Genomic DNA, 18,490 nt, shown 5'->3' on the forward strand with positions numbered 1-18,490 from the left:
AGGAGCGCGGTTTGGCGCCGCGACTCGACTCGGAAGCCTTCGAAGAAGCTTCCGCTCGGGATCTGAGCCGATCTCTGCAGTCCCTACACGGTAAGATTGATGAGATTTTGCCAGGATTAACAAGGCCGCCCGGATGCGCGCGCTCGCGCCTTTCGGTACATCGATTGAGCCGTGGCCGGACCGGCGCGGCGGAACAGGAGCCAGTCCGGCACGATGCCGCTGAGTCTAATCATCGAGAACGAGACCAGCTTACCGGATGGGGGTCCGCTGAGTTTCACGACCAGTGGGACGCGCGGTCTCGATATCGGTCGCGATCAGTATCTGGACTGGACGCTGCCGGATCCCTCGCGCGCGATCTCGGGGCGCCATTGTGAGGTGCGCTGGCGGGATGGGGGATACTGGCTGCACGACGTGTCGCGCAACGGCACCTTCGTCAATCAGACGGTGCATCGTCTCCAAGAGCCGCATTGCCTGAGGGCCGGCGACCGACTTTATATCGGCCATTTCATCATACGGGTCGAGATCGACGGCGAGTCGCCGCGCACGGCCGCTTCAGCTCCCGAGCGCAGCCGAGACCACGATCTGCAGGACCCCTGGTCGGCGAGTGACGACGCCGCGCCTCAGATCTCGCGCGCGGACCTGCGTCCCGCTGACCATCGCTCAGCCCGAGCCGACTACTCCGAGTGGCAGATGGACCTCCCGCCCACACCGGTCGCTTCGGGATTCGCTCCGGTCCCTGAGCCTCGTCCGGACCGCGCGCCGGTCGACTCGCCCCCGTGGGTCGCCCCGCCCACCGGATCTGGATCTCCTTGGAGCGACCCACCGTCCCGCCGTGGGGGCATCTCGGCACCGCCAGGCGATAATCCCTGGGGGGCGCCAACCCTCGGCACTGAACCGCTCCAACGCGCCGCGCCTTCGCCCCCTCCTTCCGCACCGCCTTTCGAGAATGCCATGGCGCCGCTCTCCGGCATCGAGAGGAGTGCCTCTACCCTCGGGGCCCATGCGGGCGTGGACAGTTTTGTGCAGCGGTTCGCTAAGGGTGCGGGCGTGCCCGCCGACCTGTTCGACTGGCGCGACCCGGGCGATTTCGCCGAGGACCTCGGCGCCCTGACGCGGCTTTCCATCGAGAATCTCAAACAGTTACTCGCCGCGCGAGCGGAGACGAAGCGGGCAGCCCGCGCCGCCAACCAGACTATGATCCAGGCCCTAGACAACAACCCGCTCAAGTTCACTCCGACCGTCGAGGATGCGCTGCGCATCCTGTTCGGCCGTCCCACGAGCGGCTATCTGCCGCCGCGCCGCGCCATGGAAGACGGTTTTCGCGATCTGAAGGCCCATCAGGTCAAAGTCTACGCGGCGATGCAGCACGCCGTGCGCCTGCTACTCCAGGACCTCGACCCTGACGCCATTGAGGCCTCGCTTGGCGATGATCGTGGGTTAAATGCCTTGCTCGGGTCGCGCAAGGCGCGCCTGTGGGACCTCTATGCCACGAGGTGGGATACGATGACCGCCGCTCACGACGATGGAATGGAGGACGCGTTCATGCGCTTCTTCTCGGAGTGCTACGATTCCGGCGATACATAGTCGATCGAGCATTCGACATCGTCCCGCCTCTGCTCCGCATTGCTTCACGTTTTATTGATAGCTACTCCCGATCGTACCGGGCACTCGGCCCATATCATATCCAGTCCGGTGTGGCTCCTTAATTGCGGGTCCGAGGATTACTGCGGAAGCCGAATTTCTTGACTGACAGGCTTCGACAGTGGGGTTATACAACATCTTCGGTAAGGGCAGTGCGAATGTCTTGGAACAGTAAGATTGTTTGGTCTGAGGGCCTGTTCCTGCGTCCGCATCACCTGCAGCAGGCCGACCGCTACCTCGAGAACCTGGTCGAGAGTCGTATCCGGCATCTGACACCCTATCCATGGGGCTTTTCCCATCTGGAGATCGACCGCGACCTGGCACAGCAGAGTCGCTTCTCGGTGCGCCGTGCCACGGGGATTATGCCCGATGGGACGCCGTTCGACATTCCGGGGCAGTCTCCCCTGCCGTCACCCCTCGACGTCCCACAGGATGCCGGCAAAAAGATCCTATGGCTGATGATGCCGGTGGCGACCCCTAATAGCCGCGAGGTCGAATCCGCCGAGGCGGAAAGCGCGAGCCGCTTCTACCCCGCGACCGAGACGCTGATCGACTCAACCTCGGCGCTGCGCGTCGAGGAAGAGATCGAGATCGCCCATCCACGCCTCACCTTCGATCTCGGCCGGGGCCCTAAGCCGGGCTACGTGGCACTGGCGATCGGGCGAGTGGTCGAGGTCCGCGATCGGGCGATCGTGCTGGACGAACGCTTCGCTCCGCCGCTCCTCGTCTGCGCCGCGCATCCTGTCGCGACGGGCTGGATCGACCGCGTCATCGGCTGGATTGAGAACAAGCTCGAAGAGTTGGCCCGCTACGCCGCCGATCCGACCGCTGGTGGGGGTCTTCAGAGCGCCGATTACTTAATGCTCCAGGTGCTGAACCGGACTATCACCATCCTGCACCATCTGCGCGGCTCCCGCTACGTCCATCCCGAGCGGCTTTACGAGGATTTTCTCCGTCTCGCCGGCGAACTCGCCACCTTCGCCACCGAGGAACGGCGGGCGCAGACCTATCCAGCCTATGATCACGACAACCTGGAGTCCGTCTTCGAACCGTTGTTGCGCGACATCCAACACTTCCTCAGCGCGCCGCTGACCCGGCGCGCGATTCGACTGGATTTGATCGAACGCGCTCAGAACGCGTTCATCTCAACGATCCGCGACCGCAACCTGTTCCGCAATTCGGCCTTCGTGATCGAGGTCTCGGCCCGGCGCCCCTTGAGCGAGATTCAGGCTCAGTTCCCCCACTTGTTCAAAGTCGGCCCGAACACGAAGATGAATGAGATCGTCCACGCCAACCTGCCTGGCGTCGGCCTCGTCCACCTGCCGACGCCGCCGTCGCAGATCCGGGCGATCTCCGACCACGTCTACTTCCTTCTGGACCGGCAGTCACCGCTCTGGCCGGAATTCAGCGTCGCAAGCTCCATCGGCCTGCATTTTGCCGGCGACTGGCCGGAACTTCAGTTGGAATTGTGGGCGGTGCAGGAGGGACGGCGCTGATGGGGTCCACCTTAGCCGTAGGCGCAGTCGTAGCCACGGGCGCTCTTCCCATGGAGCGAGCGCGGTGAGCGCTCCGTCCGACCCCTTCGGTCGCGGGGACCGGACGATTATCGTTCCGAACCCCGCGGGCCGGCGCCCACCGCAGGCGCCTCCAGCTTCCCAGGTACCTCCCCCTGCGTCCGCGTCCCCATCTCACTCGCCGGGCGTAATGCCGTACCTGGCCGTACCGGGCTCCGAAGCCCAACCAGATGCCTGGGCGGCCCCGCGCCCGTCCCCCGCGATGTTGCCTCATGAGGAAGGCCAGCGGGCGCGAGCGCTTGTCCTCAAGCGCGACATCGTCGTCGCCGCCAACAAGAACCCCTACCTGAAGGCCGCCGGCCCACTCTTGCTGCTGTTCGGGCGCCTGCGCGTCCAACTCTCCCGAGCCTCGTTCGCGAACCTGATGGAGCAGGTCGCGGCCGCCGTCGAAGATTTCGAGAAGGATGCCCGCACCGCCGGCGCCCAGGCCGAGCAGACGCGGATCGCAAAATACGTCGTCTGTGCCACGGCCGACGACGTGGTGCAGAACATTCCGACGAACGAGCGGCATGTTTGGACGCAGTACAGCATGTTAAGCCGCTTCTTCGGCGAACTGACCGGCGGCGTTCGTTTCTTCGAGGAACTCGACCGCGCCCGAATGGACCCGACGGGCAATTACGATCTGCTCGAACTCCAGTTCGCCTGCTTGGCGATGGGATTTCAGGGCATCCACCGGACGTCGGCTGGCGGTGCCGCCACCCTGCAGCAGATCCAGCGCAACCTCTACGAGTTGCTTCGGCGCGCGCGCCCGGCCGACCGGGAGATCTCGCCGCGCTGGCAGGGCCTAGCGATCGCGCCCATCACGGCCCGCGTGGAAACCCCCGTCTGGGCAATTGGTTCGATAGTCGGCGCCCTCCTCGTAGGCTTCTATATCCTGCTGCGCTTCATGCTTGCGGGAAGCACCGAGGCAACAGCCACCGCGCTCGTCGCTGTGCATCCGAGAACCGAACTCGGCATCCAACGCCGCGTCTACACGCCCCCTCCTCCACCTCCGCCCCCCCGACCCGCCAGCCCCACGGCGAAGCTCCAGTCCGCCCTTCAGGCCGACATCGCTGCCCAGAAGATCACGGTCGGCGAGGCGGGTAACCAGATCGTATTGCGCTTGGCCTCTGCCATGTTCGCGCCCGGCGACGCCGCGGTAAAACCGGAGTTCCGGGTCCTGCTGGATCGGCTCGGCAAGCTGCTCCAAGTGCAGCCCGGCGCGATCAAGGTCGTCGGGCATACCGATAGCGCGCCGATCAAGAACATTCGCTTTCCGTCGAACTTCCACCTCTCCCTGGAGCGGGCGAAGGCGGTCGCGCAAATCCTGGGCGCTGCCGTGGGCCAGCCCGATCGGGTCTCCACAGAGGGGAAGGGCGCGGACGTGCCGATCGCTTCCAACGACACACCGGAGGGACGCGCGCGAAACCGGCGCGTCGAGATCCTCATCCCCCGCGGTGGCTGAGCCGCTCCCATCGTCTGTCGACGAGCCGAAACGATGCGCCTTCCTGAACCATCCTGTGTGAGCGTCCCGCAATGAATCTGGTCGCTTGGCTCCGCCTCGGCTTCATAGTGGCCGGCGCCCTCGCCTTGTGTGCCCTGGTCTGGTGGGGCGGCCCGCTGGTGGCGGTGGCTGACGTGCGGCCCCTCAACCCCTTCTGGGTTCGGCTGGCCCTCAGCTGCCTGATCTTTTTCGCGGCCGCCGGCTATGTGGGCTTCGTCCTTTATCGGCGGCACAGGGCTATCCGGGCGCTGGAGGCTGAGATGGCCGCCGGCGATGAGGTGCCGGAGAACGACCGAGACGTGCTTCAGGCCTCCATGCGCGATGCCCTAGTGACGCTTCGCAGCGCGAAGGGCGGTAAGGGTAATCACCTTTACGAGCTGCCCTGGTACATCATGATTGGGCCGCCGGGCTCGGGGAAGACCACCGCCCTCGTCAATTCTGGCCTGAGATTCCCCCTCGCCCGCGCGGCGACCCCGGAAGCCATCGCCGGCAGCGGCGGCACCCGGTATTGTGACTGGTGGTTCACCGACGAAGCGGTGCTGATCGATACCGCCGGCCGCTACACCACGCAGGATTCCGACCCTCGGTCGGACCGCCAGAGTTGGACTGCTTTCCTCGATATCCTGAAGAAGCACAGGCCCCAACAGCCGCTGAATGGGGTCATCGTTGCGATCAGCATCGCGGAACTCTTAACCTCCGACGAGGCCGAGATCGCCGCTCATTCGACCGCCGTGCGCAAGCGCCTCCTCGAACTGAACGAGCGCCTCGGGATCGACTTCCCGGTCTACGTCCTGTTCACCAAGGCCGACCTTCTGGCGGGCTTCCAGGAGTTCTTCGGCCACCTGCCCGAGTCGAGCCGGCGCATGGTCTGGGGCCATACGTTCCAAACGGACGAGAAGACCCGCAACATGATCGGCGACGTGCCCGCGGAGTTCGATGCCCTCGTCGAGCGGGCCAATGCCTGGCTGCCGGACAGACTTCAGGACGAGCCGAACCCGACTTCCCGCGTGGTGTTGTTCGGCTTCCCGAGCCAGATCGCCTCCGCCAAGCCACGCGTCGTCGATTTCCTCAACCGCGTTTTCGAGCCCTCACGCTATCATGTCAGCGCGACATTGCGCGGTTTCTATTTCACCTCCGGCACCCAGAACGGAACACCGATCGACCAGTTGATCGGCTCGCTATCGCGCAGTTTCGGCGCGCAGGAGGTCGGCGCCGGCGCCTATTCGGGCCAGGGCCGGAGCTACTTCCTCACCGATCTCCTGAAGACCGTCATCATAGGCGAAGCCGGCTGGGTCTCCACCGATCGGCAAGCCGTGCGCCGTTCCAACCTCATGCGGCTGGGGGCCTATGCTGGGCTCGCGGTAGCCTCCGCGATCCTCGTCGGCCTGTGGTGGACGAGCTACCTGCGCAACAGCCAACTCGTGCAGCAGAGCAATACGCTTTTGGCCAAGTACCAGGGCGAGGCGAGCGAGATCCTGCGCGAGCCGGTAGTCGCCGATCGCAACCTCGCCCGCGTGGTTCCCCTCCTCAACACGCTCCGTTTCATGCCCGCGGGCTATTCCACCCGTCATGAGGCCCCCCCTATCCTGGCGACCTTCGGCCTCAGCCAGCGAGATCGCCTGAGTTCAGCTGCGCTGACCGCCTACCATGCGGGGCTGGAACGCCTCCTGAGGCCACGGTTGATCTTCCGCCTTGAGGAACAGCTCGAAGCCAACAGGAACAATCCGGGCTTCCTCTACGAAGCCCTCAAAGTCTACCTGATGCTCGGCGGGCGCCCCGAAGCTCCCCCCGACCGAGACCTCATAATCGCATGGATGCGGCGAGACTGGGCGGAGAACCTGTTCCCCGGCGCCGGCTACGCCAAGGGCCGCGAGCTCCTCGAAGAGCACCTTCAGGCGATGCTCGATCTGGAGGACGGCCAGCCGCTTCTCGTCTCGGTCACTCAATCCCTGGTCGACGATTGCCAGCGCACGCTCGCCCGGCTGAGCATCGCCGAGCGCGCCTACGAGTTGCTTCGCTCCGATGCGCGAACGACCTCGCAGCGCGATTGGACTGCGCTGAAGGCTGGGGGGCCAGATGCCTCGCTGGTCTTCGAGGTGGTCGGCGGCGGCGACCTCGACCGGGTACGAGTGCCTTATTTCTTCACTTATGACGGGTTCTTCGAAGCCTTCATCGACCGGTTCGGTGACGTCTCTGACGCTGCCGAGCGCGACCGCTGGGTGCTGGGCCCGGCCGGTGAGCAGCAGGCCTATACGGCGCAATACGGGACGCTGTTCGGAGACCTGTTCAAACTCTACGCCCGTGACTTCGTCCCCGCCTGGAGGCAGGCGCTGGGAAAGCTCAAGATGCGCCCCCTCCTCAGCGACAAGCCCCGCTACATCGCCCTCCAAGCGGTAGCGGCGCCGACCTCGCCCCTGCGGCAGATCCTCGAGTCGCTGCGCGACGAGACGCAATTGACCCGGGAGCGCGACATCCGCGCTAAGGGCGATCGGTTGGATCGGGCCAAGGCCACCGTGGGGAAGGCCGCAGCCGACATGGCAGAACGGGCCGTTGCGAGCCGACTTCCGGGTGGTCTTGCGGGTATCGGAATCGGCTCTCGGACCGGCGCGGACCGCTTCGCGATCCCCACCAACGAGGCGCCGGGCGCTGCTATCGAGGCTGCCTTCCGGCCCTATCACGTCCTCCTCGACGGCGAGCCAGGCCGGCGCGCCGTAGATACGCTGATCGCCGGCCTCAGCGAGATCAAGACCGCCGCCCTCCAGGCCCTGAACCCGAACGAGGCGGCGCAGGCGAATAACACGCTCGTCACCCAAGCGCGCGCCCTCCATGCCCTGGCGGCGCGGTTCCCGCCGCCCTTCGAGACGATGATCCGGGGCGTTGCCGCCGAGTTCGAGGGCAGCGCAACCGGCGCGGCGGTCTCGCAGGTCGCCCAATCTCTCGGTGAGCAGGTGATTCGGGATTGCCAGCAGATCGTGACGAACCGGTATCCTTTCTCACGCGCCAGCGAGCGGGAGACGCCGCTCGCGGACTTCGCGCGGCTGTTTGGGCCGGGTGGCATCCTCGACCGCTACTTCACCACAAACCTCGCCTCCCACGCCGACCGGTCCCGTCCGCAATGGGTCTGGCGGCAGGACGATCAGGTGGCGCGGGCCTTCTCCGCGAACACGCTGCGCGAGTTCCAGCGCGCCTCGGAGATCCGCGAGGCGTTCTTCCCGACCGGGGGGAACATGCCCGCCTTCGCCTTCGCGGTGACGCCGCTGACACTTAGCGCCGACGTGTCCAAGGCGAAGCTCGACGTGAACGGGACGGTGCTGGAGACGCAGCAGGGGGTGAACGCGCCCGTGACGATGCAATGGCCGGGCCCCGCCGGACTCGGCCGGACGGCGATCACCCTGGATTTCGGCTACGGCACGCAACCCATCGTGATGGAGAAGACTGGTGTCTGGTCTCTCTTCCGAGCGCTCGATACCGGCTCCGTATTGAAGCAGGGCGACAATATCATGGCGACCTTCGTGGTCGGGGGACGCCAGCTCTCCTATCAGATCAACGTCAGCGCGCTTACAAACCCCTTTGTCCTTCCGGGCTTGCGGGACTTCCGCTGCCCTTCAGGGATCTGACGGCCATGCGCTTCGCCCTCTACGGCAAGCTTCCGGCCAAGCGGGATTTCGTGGCCATTCAGACCTGGCGCGGCTTCCTGGCCACCTTCGAGCCGTGGTTGCAGCAGGGAGTCGCGTCGAGCCGGGCGCAGCTCGGCACGGCTTGGCAGGACTCCTACCTGCACGCGCCGATCTGGCGCTTCTGGATCGGCCACGCGGTCTGCGGGATGACGATGCTCGGCGTCCTCATGCCCTCAGTCGACGGCGTCGGGCGCTACTTCCCCCTCGTGCTCGCCGCCGGCGCGGAGGCCGATGAGACGCTGCCGAATCCGGAAACCGAAGCGCACGACGCGTGGCTCGGCGCGGCCGAAGACATCTTGCTCAGCGCCCTCGGACTGGAGACCACGCTCGATGAGTTGACCGCCGCTGTCGCCGGCCTCGGTTCGCCGGCGGCGACCTCCGGCGTCGGGGCGGTACCCGGCCTCCTGCGCCTCGGCCGGAATACGCTGGCCGGTCCCTTCGACGGCGATCCGCCGGCCGCCTTCGCCGCCCTGCGCGGCGCGGACCCCGACCGGGGCAGCGCCGGATCGAGCTATTGGTGGACGACCGGCGGCGCCGCCTTCCGCCCACGGGTGATGATGGCGGTTGGCCTGCCAGATCCCACCATCTTCGCGCAATTTCTGATCAGCAGCCGCGAGGCAGGGGCCCCCGCATGACGCCGCGATCCCTGGATCCCTTCGATGTCCCGCTCGCCGAGCCAAGCAAGCCGTACCGACCGCCATTCCGGTGCGCCGCCGCGACCGATACCGGCCGGGTGCGCCAGATCAACGAGGACAACTACCTCCTCGCCCCCGAGATCGGCGTCTTCGCCGTGGCCGACGGGATGGGCGGCCACGCGGCCGGCGACGTCGCGAGCGCGACCACAATCGAGTGTCTCGCCTCGATCGGCACGGCGGTTTCTCCCGGCGACCTGTTCTCGCGCACCCAGGATCGCATCCTGCGCGCCAACATGGCGATCCAGGACCTAGCCCGGGACCGAGGACATATCATCGGTACGACCGTCGCTGTGCTTCTGGCCTTCGAGAGCGATTTCGCCTGCGTCTGGCTCGGAGACAGCCGGATCTATCGCATCCGCGGCGGCGCGATCGACCAGTTGTCCCGCGACCATACGGAGGTCCAGCGCCTCCTCGACAAAGGCACGCTCACCCCCGAGGAAGCGAAGGCGTATCCCCGCCGCAACGTGGTGACTCGGGCCGTGGGCGTCCAAGCCGAGCCGGAACTGGAGATGATCCACGGGGTGATGGAGGTGGGGGACATGTTCCTGATCTGCTCCGATGGGCTGACCGGCCATGCTGAGCCCGCGCAGATCCTCGCCGAACTGGACGGCGCCGATCCCCAAGCGGCCTGCGACGCGCTTATCGCCCTCGCCCTCGCCGATGGTGGCACCGACAATGTGACAGCCGTGGTGGTGCGGTATGAACCGGAGCCAGGCGCGGTCGACCCGCCGGCCCTGGCGGACATGTAAGGTGCAAGGTCCGCCCATGAGCGAAGAAACTATCGTTGTAACCGCCCCCCACGGACGCTTGCCGCCGGGCACGCAGCTCAACGGGCTCTACGAGGTCGAGGCGTTCATCACGTCCGGCGGGATGGGTGATATCTATCGTGGCCGCGCGATCGTCACCCGCGACGCCGTAGCCATCAAGACGATCCGGCCCGACATGGCCCGCAATGAGATGGCGCTCTCGCTGTTCCGCAAGGAGGCCTCGTCGCTGCACAACCTGCACCATGAGGCGATCGTTCGCTACTTCGTGTTCACGATCGATCCGGTGCTCGGCATCCCCTACCTCGCGATGGAGTTCGTCGAGGGCGAGGCCCTCTCCGACATCATCCGACGCGGCGCGCTCGGCACGGGCGAGATCCGGGTGCTGATGCACCGTCTGGCCCTAGGATTGCAGGCCGCCCACCAGCACGGCATCATCCACCGCGACCTCTCGCCGGACAACATCCTCTTGCCCGGAGGCGATGTCGCTCGCGCGAAGATCATCGATTTTGGGATCGCGCGCTCGCCGCTCGGCGACGGCACGTTGATTGGCAGCGGCTTCGCCGGCAAGATCAATTACGTCTCGCCCGAGCAACTCGGACTCTACGGCGGGGAGGTCGGCCCGCGCTCGGACATCTATAGCCTCGGCCTCGTCATCGCCGCGGCGGCCTGCGGCAAGCACCTCGACATGGGTACGAGCCATGTCGAAGTGCTCGAAAAGCGGCGCAGAGTCCCAGAGATCTCTGGCATCGATCCAGTCCTGCGCCAGATCCTTCAGCGCATGTTGCAGTCCAACCCCAAGGACCGTCCCGCCCGCATGGCCGAGATCGCGGACTGGATCCCGCTGCCCGCAGGGGGCAGACGGGGACGCCTCTGGGGGATCGCGGGTCTCGCCACTGTGCTTATTCTCGCAGCTGGCTGGGGCGCGGCCTACCTGACGGGTAACCTCGATCTGAGCACCTTCTACGGTGCACGGACGAGCAAGTCGGTTCCCGAACCGACGGACGCCAATGACCTGCCGCCCAAGGGTTCGGATTCACTCTCTCCCCCGTCCGATTCGGAACGTCTCGGCACGACGACGGACCGTAGAAAGCATGCCGACCCGGACATGCGCGGTGGCGCCGGACCCGATGATGCACCCAATCCCGGGAACGAACAGCGCGACACCTCGGTACCAGATGGGCCGCCCCCCGGCGAGACGGTCGACAAACCGACAAATCCGGCCCGCGCAGCCAGCATCGATCAGGTTCGCGATTTCCTCCGCGACTATTCCGGCGGCCGCTGCTTCTTCATCGCCCCCGTTACGGTCGCGGTCAACGATACGACGATTGAGGCTTACGGGGCGACGCCGGCCACATTCATGGAATTCGACGAGGCGTTTCAGCGCACTCTCGGGTTCGATCCCGAGATCAACCTCCGCCAAGTGACGGCAGCTCAATGCCCGATCGTCGATTTCCTCGGCCGCAGGAGCCCTGCCCAGCGAGCGATGCCTCAGCCGAGCCTGACCCTAAAATCGGACATCCTGCGACGCGGAGACGAACTGGTGGCAAGATCGGAGATGCGGCCGGACCGGCCCGTCGAGTTGCTGCTCATCTCGCACGACGGGATTGTCCATAATCTTGCAGGATATGTGACGCGAGCCGGCAACATCCTTAACCTAAGGCTTCGGTTAATGCCTGCTGAGCCAAACGCCGACGCCACGCCTCTACTTCTCATGGCTCTCGCAAGCTATCGCCCCTTGGTCAGCCTCCACGAGGCCCTGAAAGGCGGACCACTCACCGCGGAGCGTTTCGCCAGGATTCTCGGCGATGAGGAGGCGAAGGGCCAAATCACCGGCGTAACGATGAAGTATTTCAAGCTCACCGGAGGATGAGACGATGCTAAATCCTCCGGCAGAATTCTGGGCGCGTGCTTCTGTAAATTCGCCGATCAAGCTCGGGGAATTTCTGACGGAGGAGGCGTGCCTCGCCGAAATCATGCGGTTGTGCGGTGCGAAAGTCTGCGAAGCCTGTGGCCAGGCGGGCAAATTCGTGCCCGCCGCCAAGCATAGAGCATTCTCGTGCACTGGCTGCGGGCACAAAGTCTATCCTTGTCAGGGGACGCCTTTCTCAAAACCGCACCCCCCTCTGTCCCACTGGTTCCGCGCCATCGACGCGCGGGCGCGCGGATGCTCGATCAGTCCACGCGAGCTTACTCGCGAGCTAAGGACATCGCGCCTCCTTGCCGAACACATCTCCGCGCGGGTCTCGGCCTTGGAGGAGGAGGGCCCCCGAGGGACGCCGCCGGTGGATTGGTTCGACGCTGTTGCTGCTTTCACCGCCGAACGTCTTCACGCGGAGCGGACAATCAGGTTGCAGCCGCGTGGGAACGAAGTTGCTGAGACTGCATGGCGGACCCTTCTTTCCCTCACGCATCCCGTCGATCTCACGCGGCGACCCCTCGTTGGCTCGACGCTCATCGCGCTGCTTGTCTGTACTGCTATCGGAATCGGGTGGCTCATAGTGCCAGACGAGCAGGAGGAGGACCCCGACCTCACCGGGGCGACGGCTATTCTGTCTCTGGCCTCGGACCAGCCCGTCATCCTCGTCTCACCGGATCTCGCAGATCAATTCTACGACGTCACGGACGCCGAGCCTGCCCCCTCTTCGCCGCTCGCGCCTGTTATCAAGCTGGCCCCGCCAGGCATCGAGCTCAAGCGCGTACCGCTCGCCGATGCGCGCCCGATCACGCGGCCCTCAGTGAAACTGGCGCCATCAGTCGGCAAGTCGATCCTGCAGGGCGACCTCACGGACGCCCGCCGCCGGGCATCGGATCGGCCGGAACTTGCTGCCTACGCCTCTCTAGCCACTGCTCTAGAAGGCGGCCAAGCGCATGATCCCGACGAGCTTCTGGTCTTCGGCCCCATGCGGATCCGGCGCTACCTCGTCGAAAAGATCGTGCGAGCAGCGCGGATCACGAGTATGGATCCGGTATTGCTGATGGCAATCGCCGATAAGGAATCAAGCTTCGCCACAGAAGTTCAGGCTCAGACCTCCTCAGCGACGGGTCTATTTCAGTTTATCGAGAAGACATGGTTAGGTGTGGTGCGAGATTTCGGAAGCGCCTACGGGCTCGAACGGGATGCCCGATTATGCGCGGGTGACTTGCCACCGGCAGACCGATTGCGCATCCTTACGCTCAGGCGCGACGCATATCTATCGGCAGTCTTCGCGGCCGAGATGCTGAAACGCGATGGCGACCGGATCGCTCGCCGCCTAGGCCGGCCTCTGACCGGGGGTGAAACGTACCTAGTCCACTTCCTTGGCCCGGACGGCGCGGAGCGCCTGATCAGCCGAGCTGTGGAAGCGCCCAACACGGCGGCCGCCGATATCCTGCCGAGGCCCGCCGAAGCAAATAAGCCGATCTTCTACTCATCGGCCAATGACGGGACGGTCCGCCGCCTCTCGGTAAGCGCCGTCCGTGATAAATTCGAAACGATGATCGGACTGCGTCTGAGCCGGTACCGCAACGTCCACACCCTGACGCGTACCGAGAACGCGACCGAACCCGGTTCCTCAGACCCTCCGAAGCCGCCGCCTTGAAGCTCGCGATGAACCCGATTGGCGATGGTGTTCCGTCACACTCAAGAGATATCTGACGACTCGATGAAGCGCTGACTCATCGAGCGTAAATCCTATATTGGCGATGAAGCACCGGCCGCCATGGAAGGCAATCTGTTCAGATCAGAGGATCAATCGTGGCAACCTCCGGTGAATTACCAATCGACTTCCGCCGTACCGAACGGACGCTGTGTGGCCTGACTGTTGGCGCAGCGATCTGGCTAGAGCCATGCCCGCTCACGTAGCGACGGCCAAATCGGTGTCGTACCCGGCGGCAGCGATGCAGTTGCTGCAATCGTTGGCCGTGAACCGAGTGAAGGCCTGCCGTATGGTGTGCCACAGGTCGGGGACAGTGCGGGTCGCCGCAGTTCGGAGCAGGCACTTCAACTTGGCGAAGATCTGCTCGATCGGATTGAAGTCCGGGCTGTAGGGTGGGAGGTAGAGCAGCCTCGCCCCCGCGGCCTCGATGGCCTCGCGCACACCTGCCACCTTGTGAGCCTGCAGGTTGTCGAGGATGACGGTGTCGTTGGGCTTGAGCACGGGCACGAGTGTGCTGATGACGTAGGCCCGGAAGCGTGTGCCATTGGTGGCTCCCACGAACAGGGCGGTGGCACACAGGCCATTGCGGCGCAGCGCGGCGGTGACGGTGGTAGTCTTGTAATGCCCGTGCGAGACGGCGAGGCGGCAGCGCTCGCCTCGCGGCGCCCGGCCGTAGCGGCGCGCCATGTTAGTGGCCGCGGCGGTCTCGTCGAGGAAGACCAGTCTGTCGGGATCGAGGGCGCCCTGGTTCTCGAACCAAGCCTCGCGGGCCGCCCTTACGTCCTCGCGTGCCTGCTCTGCGGCGTGGATCGCCCCTTTATGGATGGCCGGCCCCTCACCGGGCTACGCTGCTAGGCTTGCAGGGTAGCCGAGATGAGGAAGGGAGCAGGACGATGACGATCGCGGTTCTTGGGATCGATCTGGGCAAGAACAGCTGCAGCCTCGTCGGGCTGGACGCGGCGGGGCGGGTCGTGCTGCGCCGACGCATGCAGCGCGAGGGGGTGATCGCCTTCGGCGCGAAGCTGCCGGGGTGCGTCGTTGCGATGGAGGCCTGCTGTGGCGCCCATCACATGGGCCGCGCCCTGGCCAAGCAAGGCCACACCATCCGATTGATGTCGCCGGAGTACGTGCGCCCCTACGTCAAGGCGCAGAAGAACGACGACCGCGACGCCGAGGCCATCGCCGAAGCGGCCACACGCCCGACGATGCGCTTCGTGGCACTCAAATCCGAGTCGCAGCTCGACGTGCAGACCCTGCACCGGGTGCGCGACCAGCTCGTGGGCGAGCGCACGGCGCTGACCAACCAGATCCGCTCCGTCCTGCTGGAGCGTGGCCACGTCGTGGCGCAGGGGCGCGCCAAGCTCACCGCTTGCCTGGCCGCGTTGCTGGACACGGACGCGGGCGCATCGCTCACACCGCGCATGCGAACCCTCATGGCCGAGGTGCGCGAACGCTGGCAGGATCTCGACCGGCGCATCGCCGCGCTCGACGCCGAGTTCGCCGAGCAGGCCCGCATCAACGAGGACGCTCGTCGGCTGACCACGATCCCGGGCATCGGCGCACTCAACGCGACCGCGCTGGTGGCGGCCATCGGCGACGTGGCCAGCTTCGCCCGCGGGCGCGATCTGGCGGCTTGGCTCGGCCTTGTACCGCGGCAGGTGACGACCGGCGGGAAGCCTCGGCTCGTCGGCATCACCAAGCGCGGCAGCAAGTACCTGCGCAAGACGCTGGTCCAGGGTGCCCGCGCCGCGCTGCCCTCGCTGCGCCAGAGCGATACCCATCTCGGGCAGTGGCTGCGCGGGCTGCTGGCGCGGTCGCACGTCAATACGGCGGTGGTCGCCCTGGCGGCCAAGATGGCGCGCATCGTCTGGGCGCTGCTGCGCCACGGGCGCGTCTACGAGCCGGCGGCCGTGACTGCCTGATCCGAGTTCGGCCGACGCGGACGCGCCGGCCTTCCGATGTCTGCGGGCGGTGAGAGGAAGATGGCCTGACAGTCGACCGGTGTTCTGCAAGCCTCTCCGCAAAAATGGCGCTCGACGCCGACCCCTTTATGAGGCCCAGGACGCGCGGATCTCCATCTTGGCTAACGGCTCGCCGGAAGGCCGGATACGTTGATGCAGACTGCACAGACCAGCGGATCCAAGCCACTTGCGGACGGGGCGGGCCATACGTTGACGAAGGCGGTGCTGTCAGGGATGATGTTGACGCCAATCAGACATCTATCCCGGTGACACCACCGGCTGTGAGAGGCCCGCCCCCAAAGGCGGGTCTTTTTCAGTTCTGCGGTCTCAATCTCCCGCACGACGCTCCAGCGCGCCACTCGGCATTAGGCACAGGCCACGCTTAGAGGTCAAACAGGGTACTCCCACGAGAAGAGGTCCCTGGCTTGTTCCCAGGGGAACGAGGCCATCCTGCTATTTTTCAGAACCCAGAAGCTAGGACAGGGCGCAGCTTGCCCAGCCTGCCTTCACCAGATTACGGCAAGGTGGCATCTAGTTTGTTCCAGCCACGCAGGATTGGCATGTAGGTCCGAGGGATACGAATACGTTCACAAGAAGCTGTTATTTTTTGAGCTTGAGAGCAGCTTCGGCTTTTTCTGTAGGATAGTTTATTACCTTTACTTCAAACCAAAATGGTTTTCCGCCAGCTATAATCTTTCCATTATGAGTCTTATAAAAAGCAGAAATTAAACCTCCTTGACGATCCTACTCTTCTTTAGATGCATGTCCAATAAAAACACTACCCGCATTTTCTACAGTTGAAGCAAACGGGTATTCGTCGGCACTGCTATTTCTCGATCGAACAACTCCCTCTTTGACAATACTTTTGGCGCGTTTGTCGCGCCTTTGCTTTTCTCGAATTTGAGTGTCAGACACGTAATCGTAAGTAAGTACTCTATCCCATCCAGCCATCTGAGCGTGCCAAATATTCTCTGAGATCATCGGCATCGTTTTGTAATCATATTTCATAGTAGGAAGAGTTCCACCGTTGTCTTTTGGCTTATCTTTTAGTCTTTCGTCTTCAGCCATTTAAGTCTCCATTGAATCTTCCGGACAGGTCATCATCCGTTTATTTTGTCGCACCAAAAATATTGAGCACAATTATTCACTACCAGAAAATCATTACTATAGGTAATAGGATTTTTGCATGGGAAATGACACTAGAATGGCACTAGAAACTTTCTCTTCCCATTTTCATTCTGAAATGCATAGATACGTCCGATGTTCAAGAATGATCGCAGGTCCAGCTATGCTCTACGTAAAAGATAAAGACTTGCAGCCGCAATATGTCAAGCTGCAGCATTTTAATCCCGCGCTTTGTAGTATCGTACAAAAATTAGCGGACTATGTGTCCTCAAGCTTCAATAAAGATGTGATTGTTACATGTATATATAGAAGTCAGTCTGAAAATGACAGCATCTACAAGAACGTGACAAAGAAAAAGAAAATAACGGCACATGGCGTTTGGGCCGCGATAGATATTAGATCACATGGCTTAGAGGACAACATTCCCGATATGTTAAAATTCTTGAATGCATATAACTCTACAAATGCCAACAAGACAAAAAGTGGCCAAACTGCAATATTTCATGAAATAGTCGGCCATGGACCACATTTTCATATACAATACCAAAAGAAAGAAGTTCACGCCCATTTCAAAAACGGACATGGTGATGGTTCTAAAAAATCATCAGGTAAATGACGATATTGCAGCAACGCGCTAGGTGTTTGATCCCGCGATGTGGTGGTACGGTTGACCACCATGCGGCGAGGGATGCGCTATGGGCCAAATTCTTCACGGCAGCGCCCGCACGACGGAGGGTGAATGATGGACGAAGGCGCCGACTGAAAAATCCCCAGTTCTGCGCGCGTCCGCAGGGTCGGAGGCGCTGAACTGGGCAGCCGGGCGTCGTCACGTCGCCGATGATCGAACCTCGTGAGCGCACGAGGAGTGTCGGCGGTGATCCAGCTCGGAGAACTCGTCATGATCCTGGACCTGCACCGCCAGGGCCTGTCCGTCACGGCCATCGCTCGCCAGCTCAGCCTCGACCGCAAGACGGTACGTCGGTACATCGCCCGCGGCCTCGAACCCCCGGCCTACACACCACGCCCGCCCCGCGAACGTCGCCTCGACCCCTTCACCGCCTACCTGCGCGAGCGCGTCGCCGCCTATCCCGCACTGACCGGCTCGCGTCTCTGGCGCGAGCTCAAGGAGCGCGGCTACGCGGGCGGCTACACCGCAGTCACCGACTACCTGCGCGGGATACGCCCGACGGTGCCCGCGCCGTTCGAGGTCCGCTTCGAGACCCCGCCCGGCCAGCAGGCCCAGGCCGACTTCGCCCGCTTCGTCGTCTCGTTTGCGGACGAGCCGGGCGTGACGCGCATCGTCTGGCTGTTCTCGATGGTGCTGGGCCACTCCCGCCACGTCTGGGCGCGCTTTGTCCTGCACCAGGATCTGCAGACAGTCCTGCGCTGCCACATCGCCGCCTTCACGGCCCTGGGCGGCGTGCCGCTGGAGATCCTCTACGACCGCATGAAGACCGCGGTGACCGGCGAGAGCGAGGACGGCAACATCGTCTACAACCGCTCGCTCGTGGCGCTGGCCACCCACTACGGCTTCCTGCCGCGCGCCTGCCGGCCCTACCGGGCGAAAACCAAAGGAAAGGTGGAGCGGCCGTTCCGCTACGTGCGCGAGGACTTCCTCCTCGCCCGTAGCTTCCGCAATCTCGAGGACCTGAACGTCCAGCTTGGCGATTGGCTCGCCACCGTCGCCAACGTGCGCCTGCACGGCACGACGCTGCGCATCGTCTCGGAAGCCTTCGCCGAAGAGCGGCCCAGCCTGCAGCCGCTGCCGGCCGTGCCGTTCCGGGCCGTACTGCGTCTGGAGCGGCGCGTCACCCACGATGGCCTCGTGAGCGTCGGCGGCAACCTCTACAGCGTGCCCGACCGGACACGGCGTGTCGTCGAGGTCCACCAGTTCGCCGACGAGATCCAGATCTTCGACGCAGGCCGTTTGGT

General features: G+C 64.0%; 12 protein-coding genes and 1 pseudogene. 11 read left to right on the forward strand and 2 right to left on the reverse strand.

Annotated features, from left to right (window positions below; all coding sequences use genetic code 11):
* Nucleotides 1-213: 213 nt before the first annotated feature.
* The 8 genes from tagH to H288_RS36140 all read left to right on the forward strand — a co-directional run bounded on the left by tagH (nucleotide 214) and on the right by H288_RS36140 (nucleotide 13,415).
* A complete protein-coding gene (tagH, locus tag H288_RS34395; RefSeq protein WP_026605393.1) occupies nucleotides 214-1,584 on the forward strand; it encodes a type VI secretion system-associated FHA domain protein TagH in 1,371 nt (456 codons plus the stop codon).
* A gap of 215 nt (nucleotides 1,585-1,799) precedes the next feature.
* Nucleotides 1,800-3,137: a type VI secretion system baseplate subunit TssK gene (gene tssK, locus H288_RS0129075; RefSeq protein WP_026605394.1), complete on the forward strand. Its 1,338-nt coding sequence runs from the start codon at nucleotides 1,800-1,802 to the stop codon at nucleotides 3,135-3,137.
* Nucleotides 3,138-3,417: 280 nt separating this feature from the next.
* Nucleotides 3,418-4,659: a type VI secretion system protein TssL, long form gene (gene tssL, locus H288_RS0129080; protein ID WP_020096100.1), complete on the forward strand. Its 1,242-nt coding sequence runs from the start codon at nucleotides 3,418-3,420 to the stop codon at nucleotides 4,657-4,659.
* 71 nt (nucleotides 4,660-4,730) lie between these two features.
* Nucleotides 4,731-8,315, forward strand: a complete 3,585-nt coding sequence (gene tssM / locus H288_RS0129085; protein WP_020096101.1) for a type VI secretion system membrane subunit TssM — start codon at nucleotides 4,731-4,733, stop codon at nucleotides 8,313-8,315.
* A gap of 5 nt (nucleotides 8,316-8,320) precedes the next feature.
* Complete coding sequence (gene tagF, locus H288_RS33045; RefSeq protein WP_020096102.1) at nucleotides 8,321-9,010, forward strand: type VI secretion system-associated protein TagF; 690 nt, start codon at nucleotides 8,321-8,323, stop codon at nucleotides 9,008-9,010.
* Nucleotides 9,007-9,819: a protein phosphatase 2C domain-containing protein gene (locus tag H288_RS0129095; RefSeq protein ID WP_020096103.1), complete on the forward strand. Its 813-nt coding sequence runs from the start codon at nucleotides 9,007-9,009 to the stop codon at nucleotides 9,817-9,819. Before tagF ends, H288_RS0129095 begins: the two co-directional genes overlap by 4 nt.
* A gap of 16 nt (nucleotides 9,820-9,835) precedes the next feature.
* Entirely contained in the window at nucleotides 9,836-11,707 is a 1,872-nt protein-coding gene (locus H288_RS0129100) for a serine/threonine-protein kinase (RefSeq protein WP_020096104.1), read from the forward strand.
* Nucleotides 11,708-12,119: 412 nt separating this feature from the next.
* Nucleotides 12,120-13,415: a transglycosylase SLT domain-containing protein gene (locus tag H288_RS36140; RefSeq protein ID WP_245274583.1), complete on the forward strand. Its 1,296-nt coding sequence runs from the start codon at nucleotides 12,120-12,122 to the stop codon at nucleotides 13,413-13,415.
* A gap of 255 nt (nucleotides 13,416-13,670) precedes the next feature.
* On the opposite strand, the pseudogene H288_RS0129110 reads toward H288_RS36140, so the two are convergent.
* Nucleotides 13,671-14,291, reverse strand: a pseudogene (locus H288_RS0129110) (IS630 family transposase); the annotation flags it as partial.
* A 74-nt stretch (nucleotides 14,292-14,365) separates the two neighbouring features.
* On the opposite strand from H288_RS0129110, the gene H288_RS0129115 reads away from it, so the two are divergent.
* Nucleotides 14,366-15,394: an IS110 family transposase gene (locus H288_RS0129115; RefSeq protein WP_020096106.1), complete on the forward strand. Its 1,029-nt coding sequence runs from the start codon at nucleotides 14,366-14,368 to the stop codon at nucleotides 15,392-15,394.
* Nucleotides 15,395-16,177: 783 nt separating this feature from the next.
* Here the strand turns inward: H288_RS0129115 and H288_RS35335 are convergent.
* Nucleotides 16,178-16,501, reverse strand: coding sequence for a hypothetical protein (locus H288_RS35335; RefSeq protein ID WP_158684265.1), 324 nt, complete (start codon nucleotides 16,499-16,501; stop codon nucleotides 16,178-16,180).
* Between the two features lie 202 nt (nucleotides 16,502-16,703).
* Here H288_RS35335 and H288_RS35340 point away from each other — a divergent pair, with 202 nt between their 5' ends.
* Nucleotides 16,704-17,174 carry a hypothetical protein gene (locus H288_RS35340; protein WP_158684266.1) on the forward strand — a complete coding sequence of 157 codons (471 nt, stop codon included), beginning with the start codon at nucleotides 16,704-16,706 and terminating at the stop codon, nucleotides 17,172-17,174.
* Between the two features lie 258 nt (nucleotides 17,175-17,432).
* Nucleotides 17,433-18,490 (forward strand): IS21 family transposase (gene istA, locus H288_RS0129120; protein WP_043713382.1); only part of this gene is annotated, 1,058 nt, incomplete at its 3' end.

The organism is Methylobacterium sp. 285MFTsu5.1 (assembly GCF_000383455.1).
Lineage (GTDB): Bacteria > Pseudomonadota > Alphaproteobacteria > Rhizobiales > Beijerinckiaceae > Methylobacterium.

Coding starts and splice junctions, on each gene's coding strand:
- tagH (WP_026605393.1), top strand. CDS start 214: ATGCCGCTGAGTCTAATCATCGAGAACGAGACCAGCTTACCGGATGGG.
- tssK (WP_026605394.1), top strand. CDS start 1,800: ATGTCTTGGAACAGTAAGATTGTTTGGTCTGAGGGCCTGTTCCTGCGT.
- tssL (WP_020096100.1), top strand. CDS start 3,418: ATGTTGCCTCATGAGGAAGGCCAGCGGGCGCGAGCGCTTGTCCTCAAG.
- tssM (WP_020096101.1), top strand. CDS start 4,731: ATGAATCTGGTCGCTTGGCTCCGCCTCGGCTTCATAGTGGCCGGCGCC.
- tagF (WP_020096102.1), top strand. CDS start 8,321: ATGCGCTTCGCCCTCTACGGCAAGCTTCCGGCCAAGCGGGATTTCGTG.
- H288_RS0129095 (WP_020096103.1), top strand. CDS start 9,007: ATGACGCCGCGATCCCTGGATCCCTTCGATGTCCCGCTCGCCGAGCCA.
- H288_RS0129100 (WP_020096104.1), top strand. CDS start 9,836: ATGAGCGAAGAAACTATCGTTGTAACCGCCCCCCACGGACGCTTGCCG.
- H288_RS0129115 (WP_020096106.1), top strand. CDS start 14,366: ATGACGATCGCGGTTCTTGGGATCGATCTGGGCAAGAACAGCTGCAGC.
- H288_RS35335 (WP_158684265.1), bottom strand. CDS start 16,501: ATGGCTGAAGACGAAAGACTAAAAGATAAGCCAAAAGACAACGGTGGA.
- H288_RS35340 (WP_158684266.1), top strand. CDS start 16,704: ATGATCGCAGGTCCAGCTATGCTCTACGTAAAAGATAAAGACTTGCAG.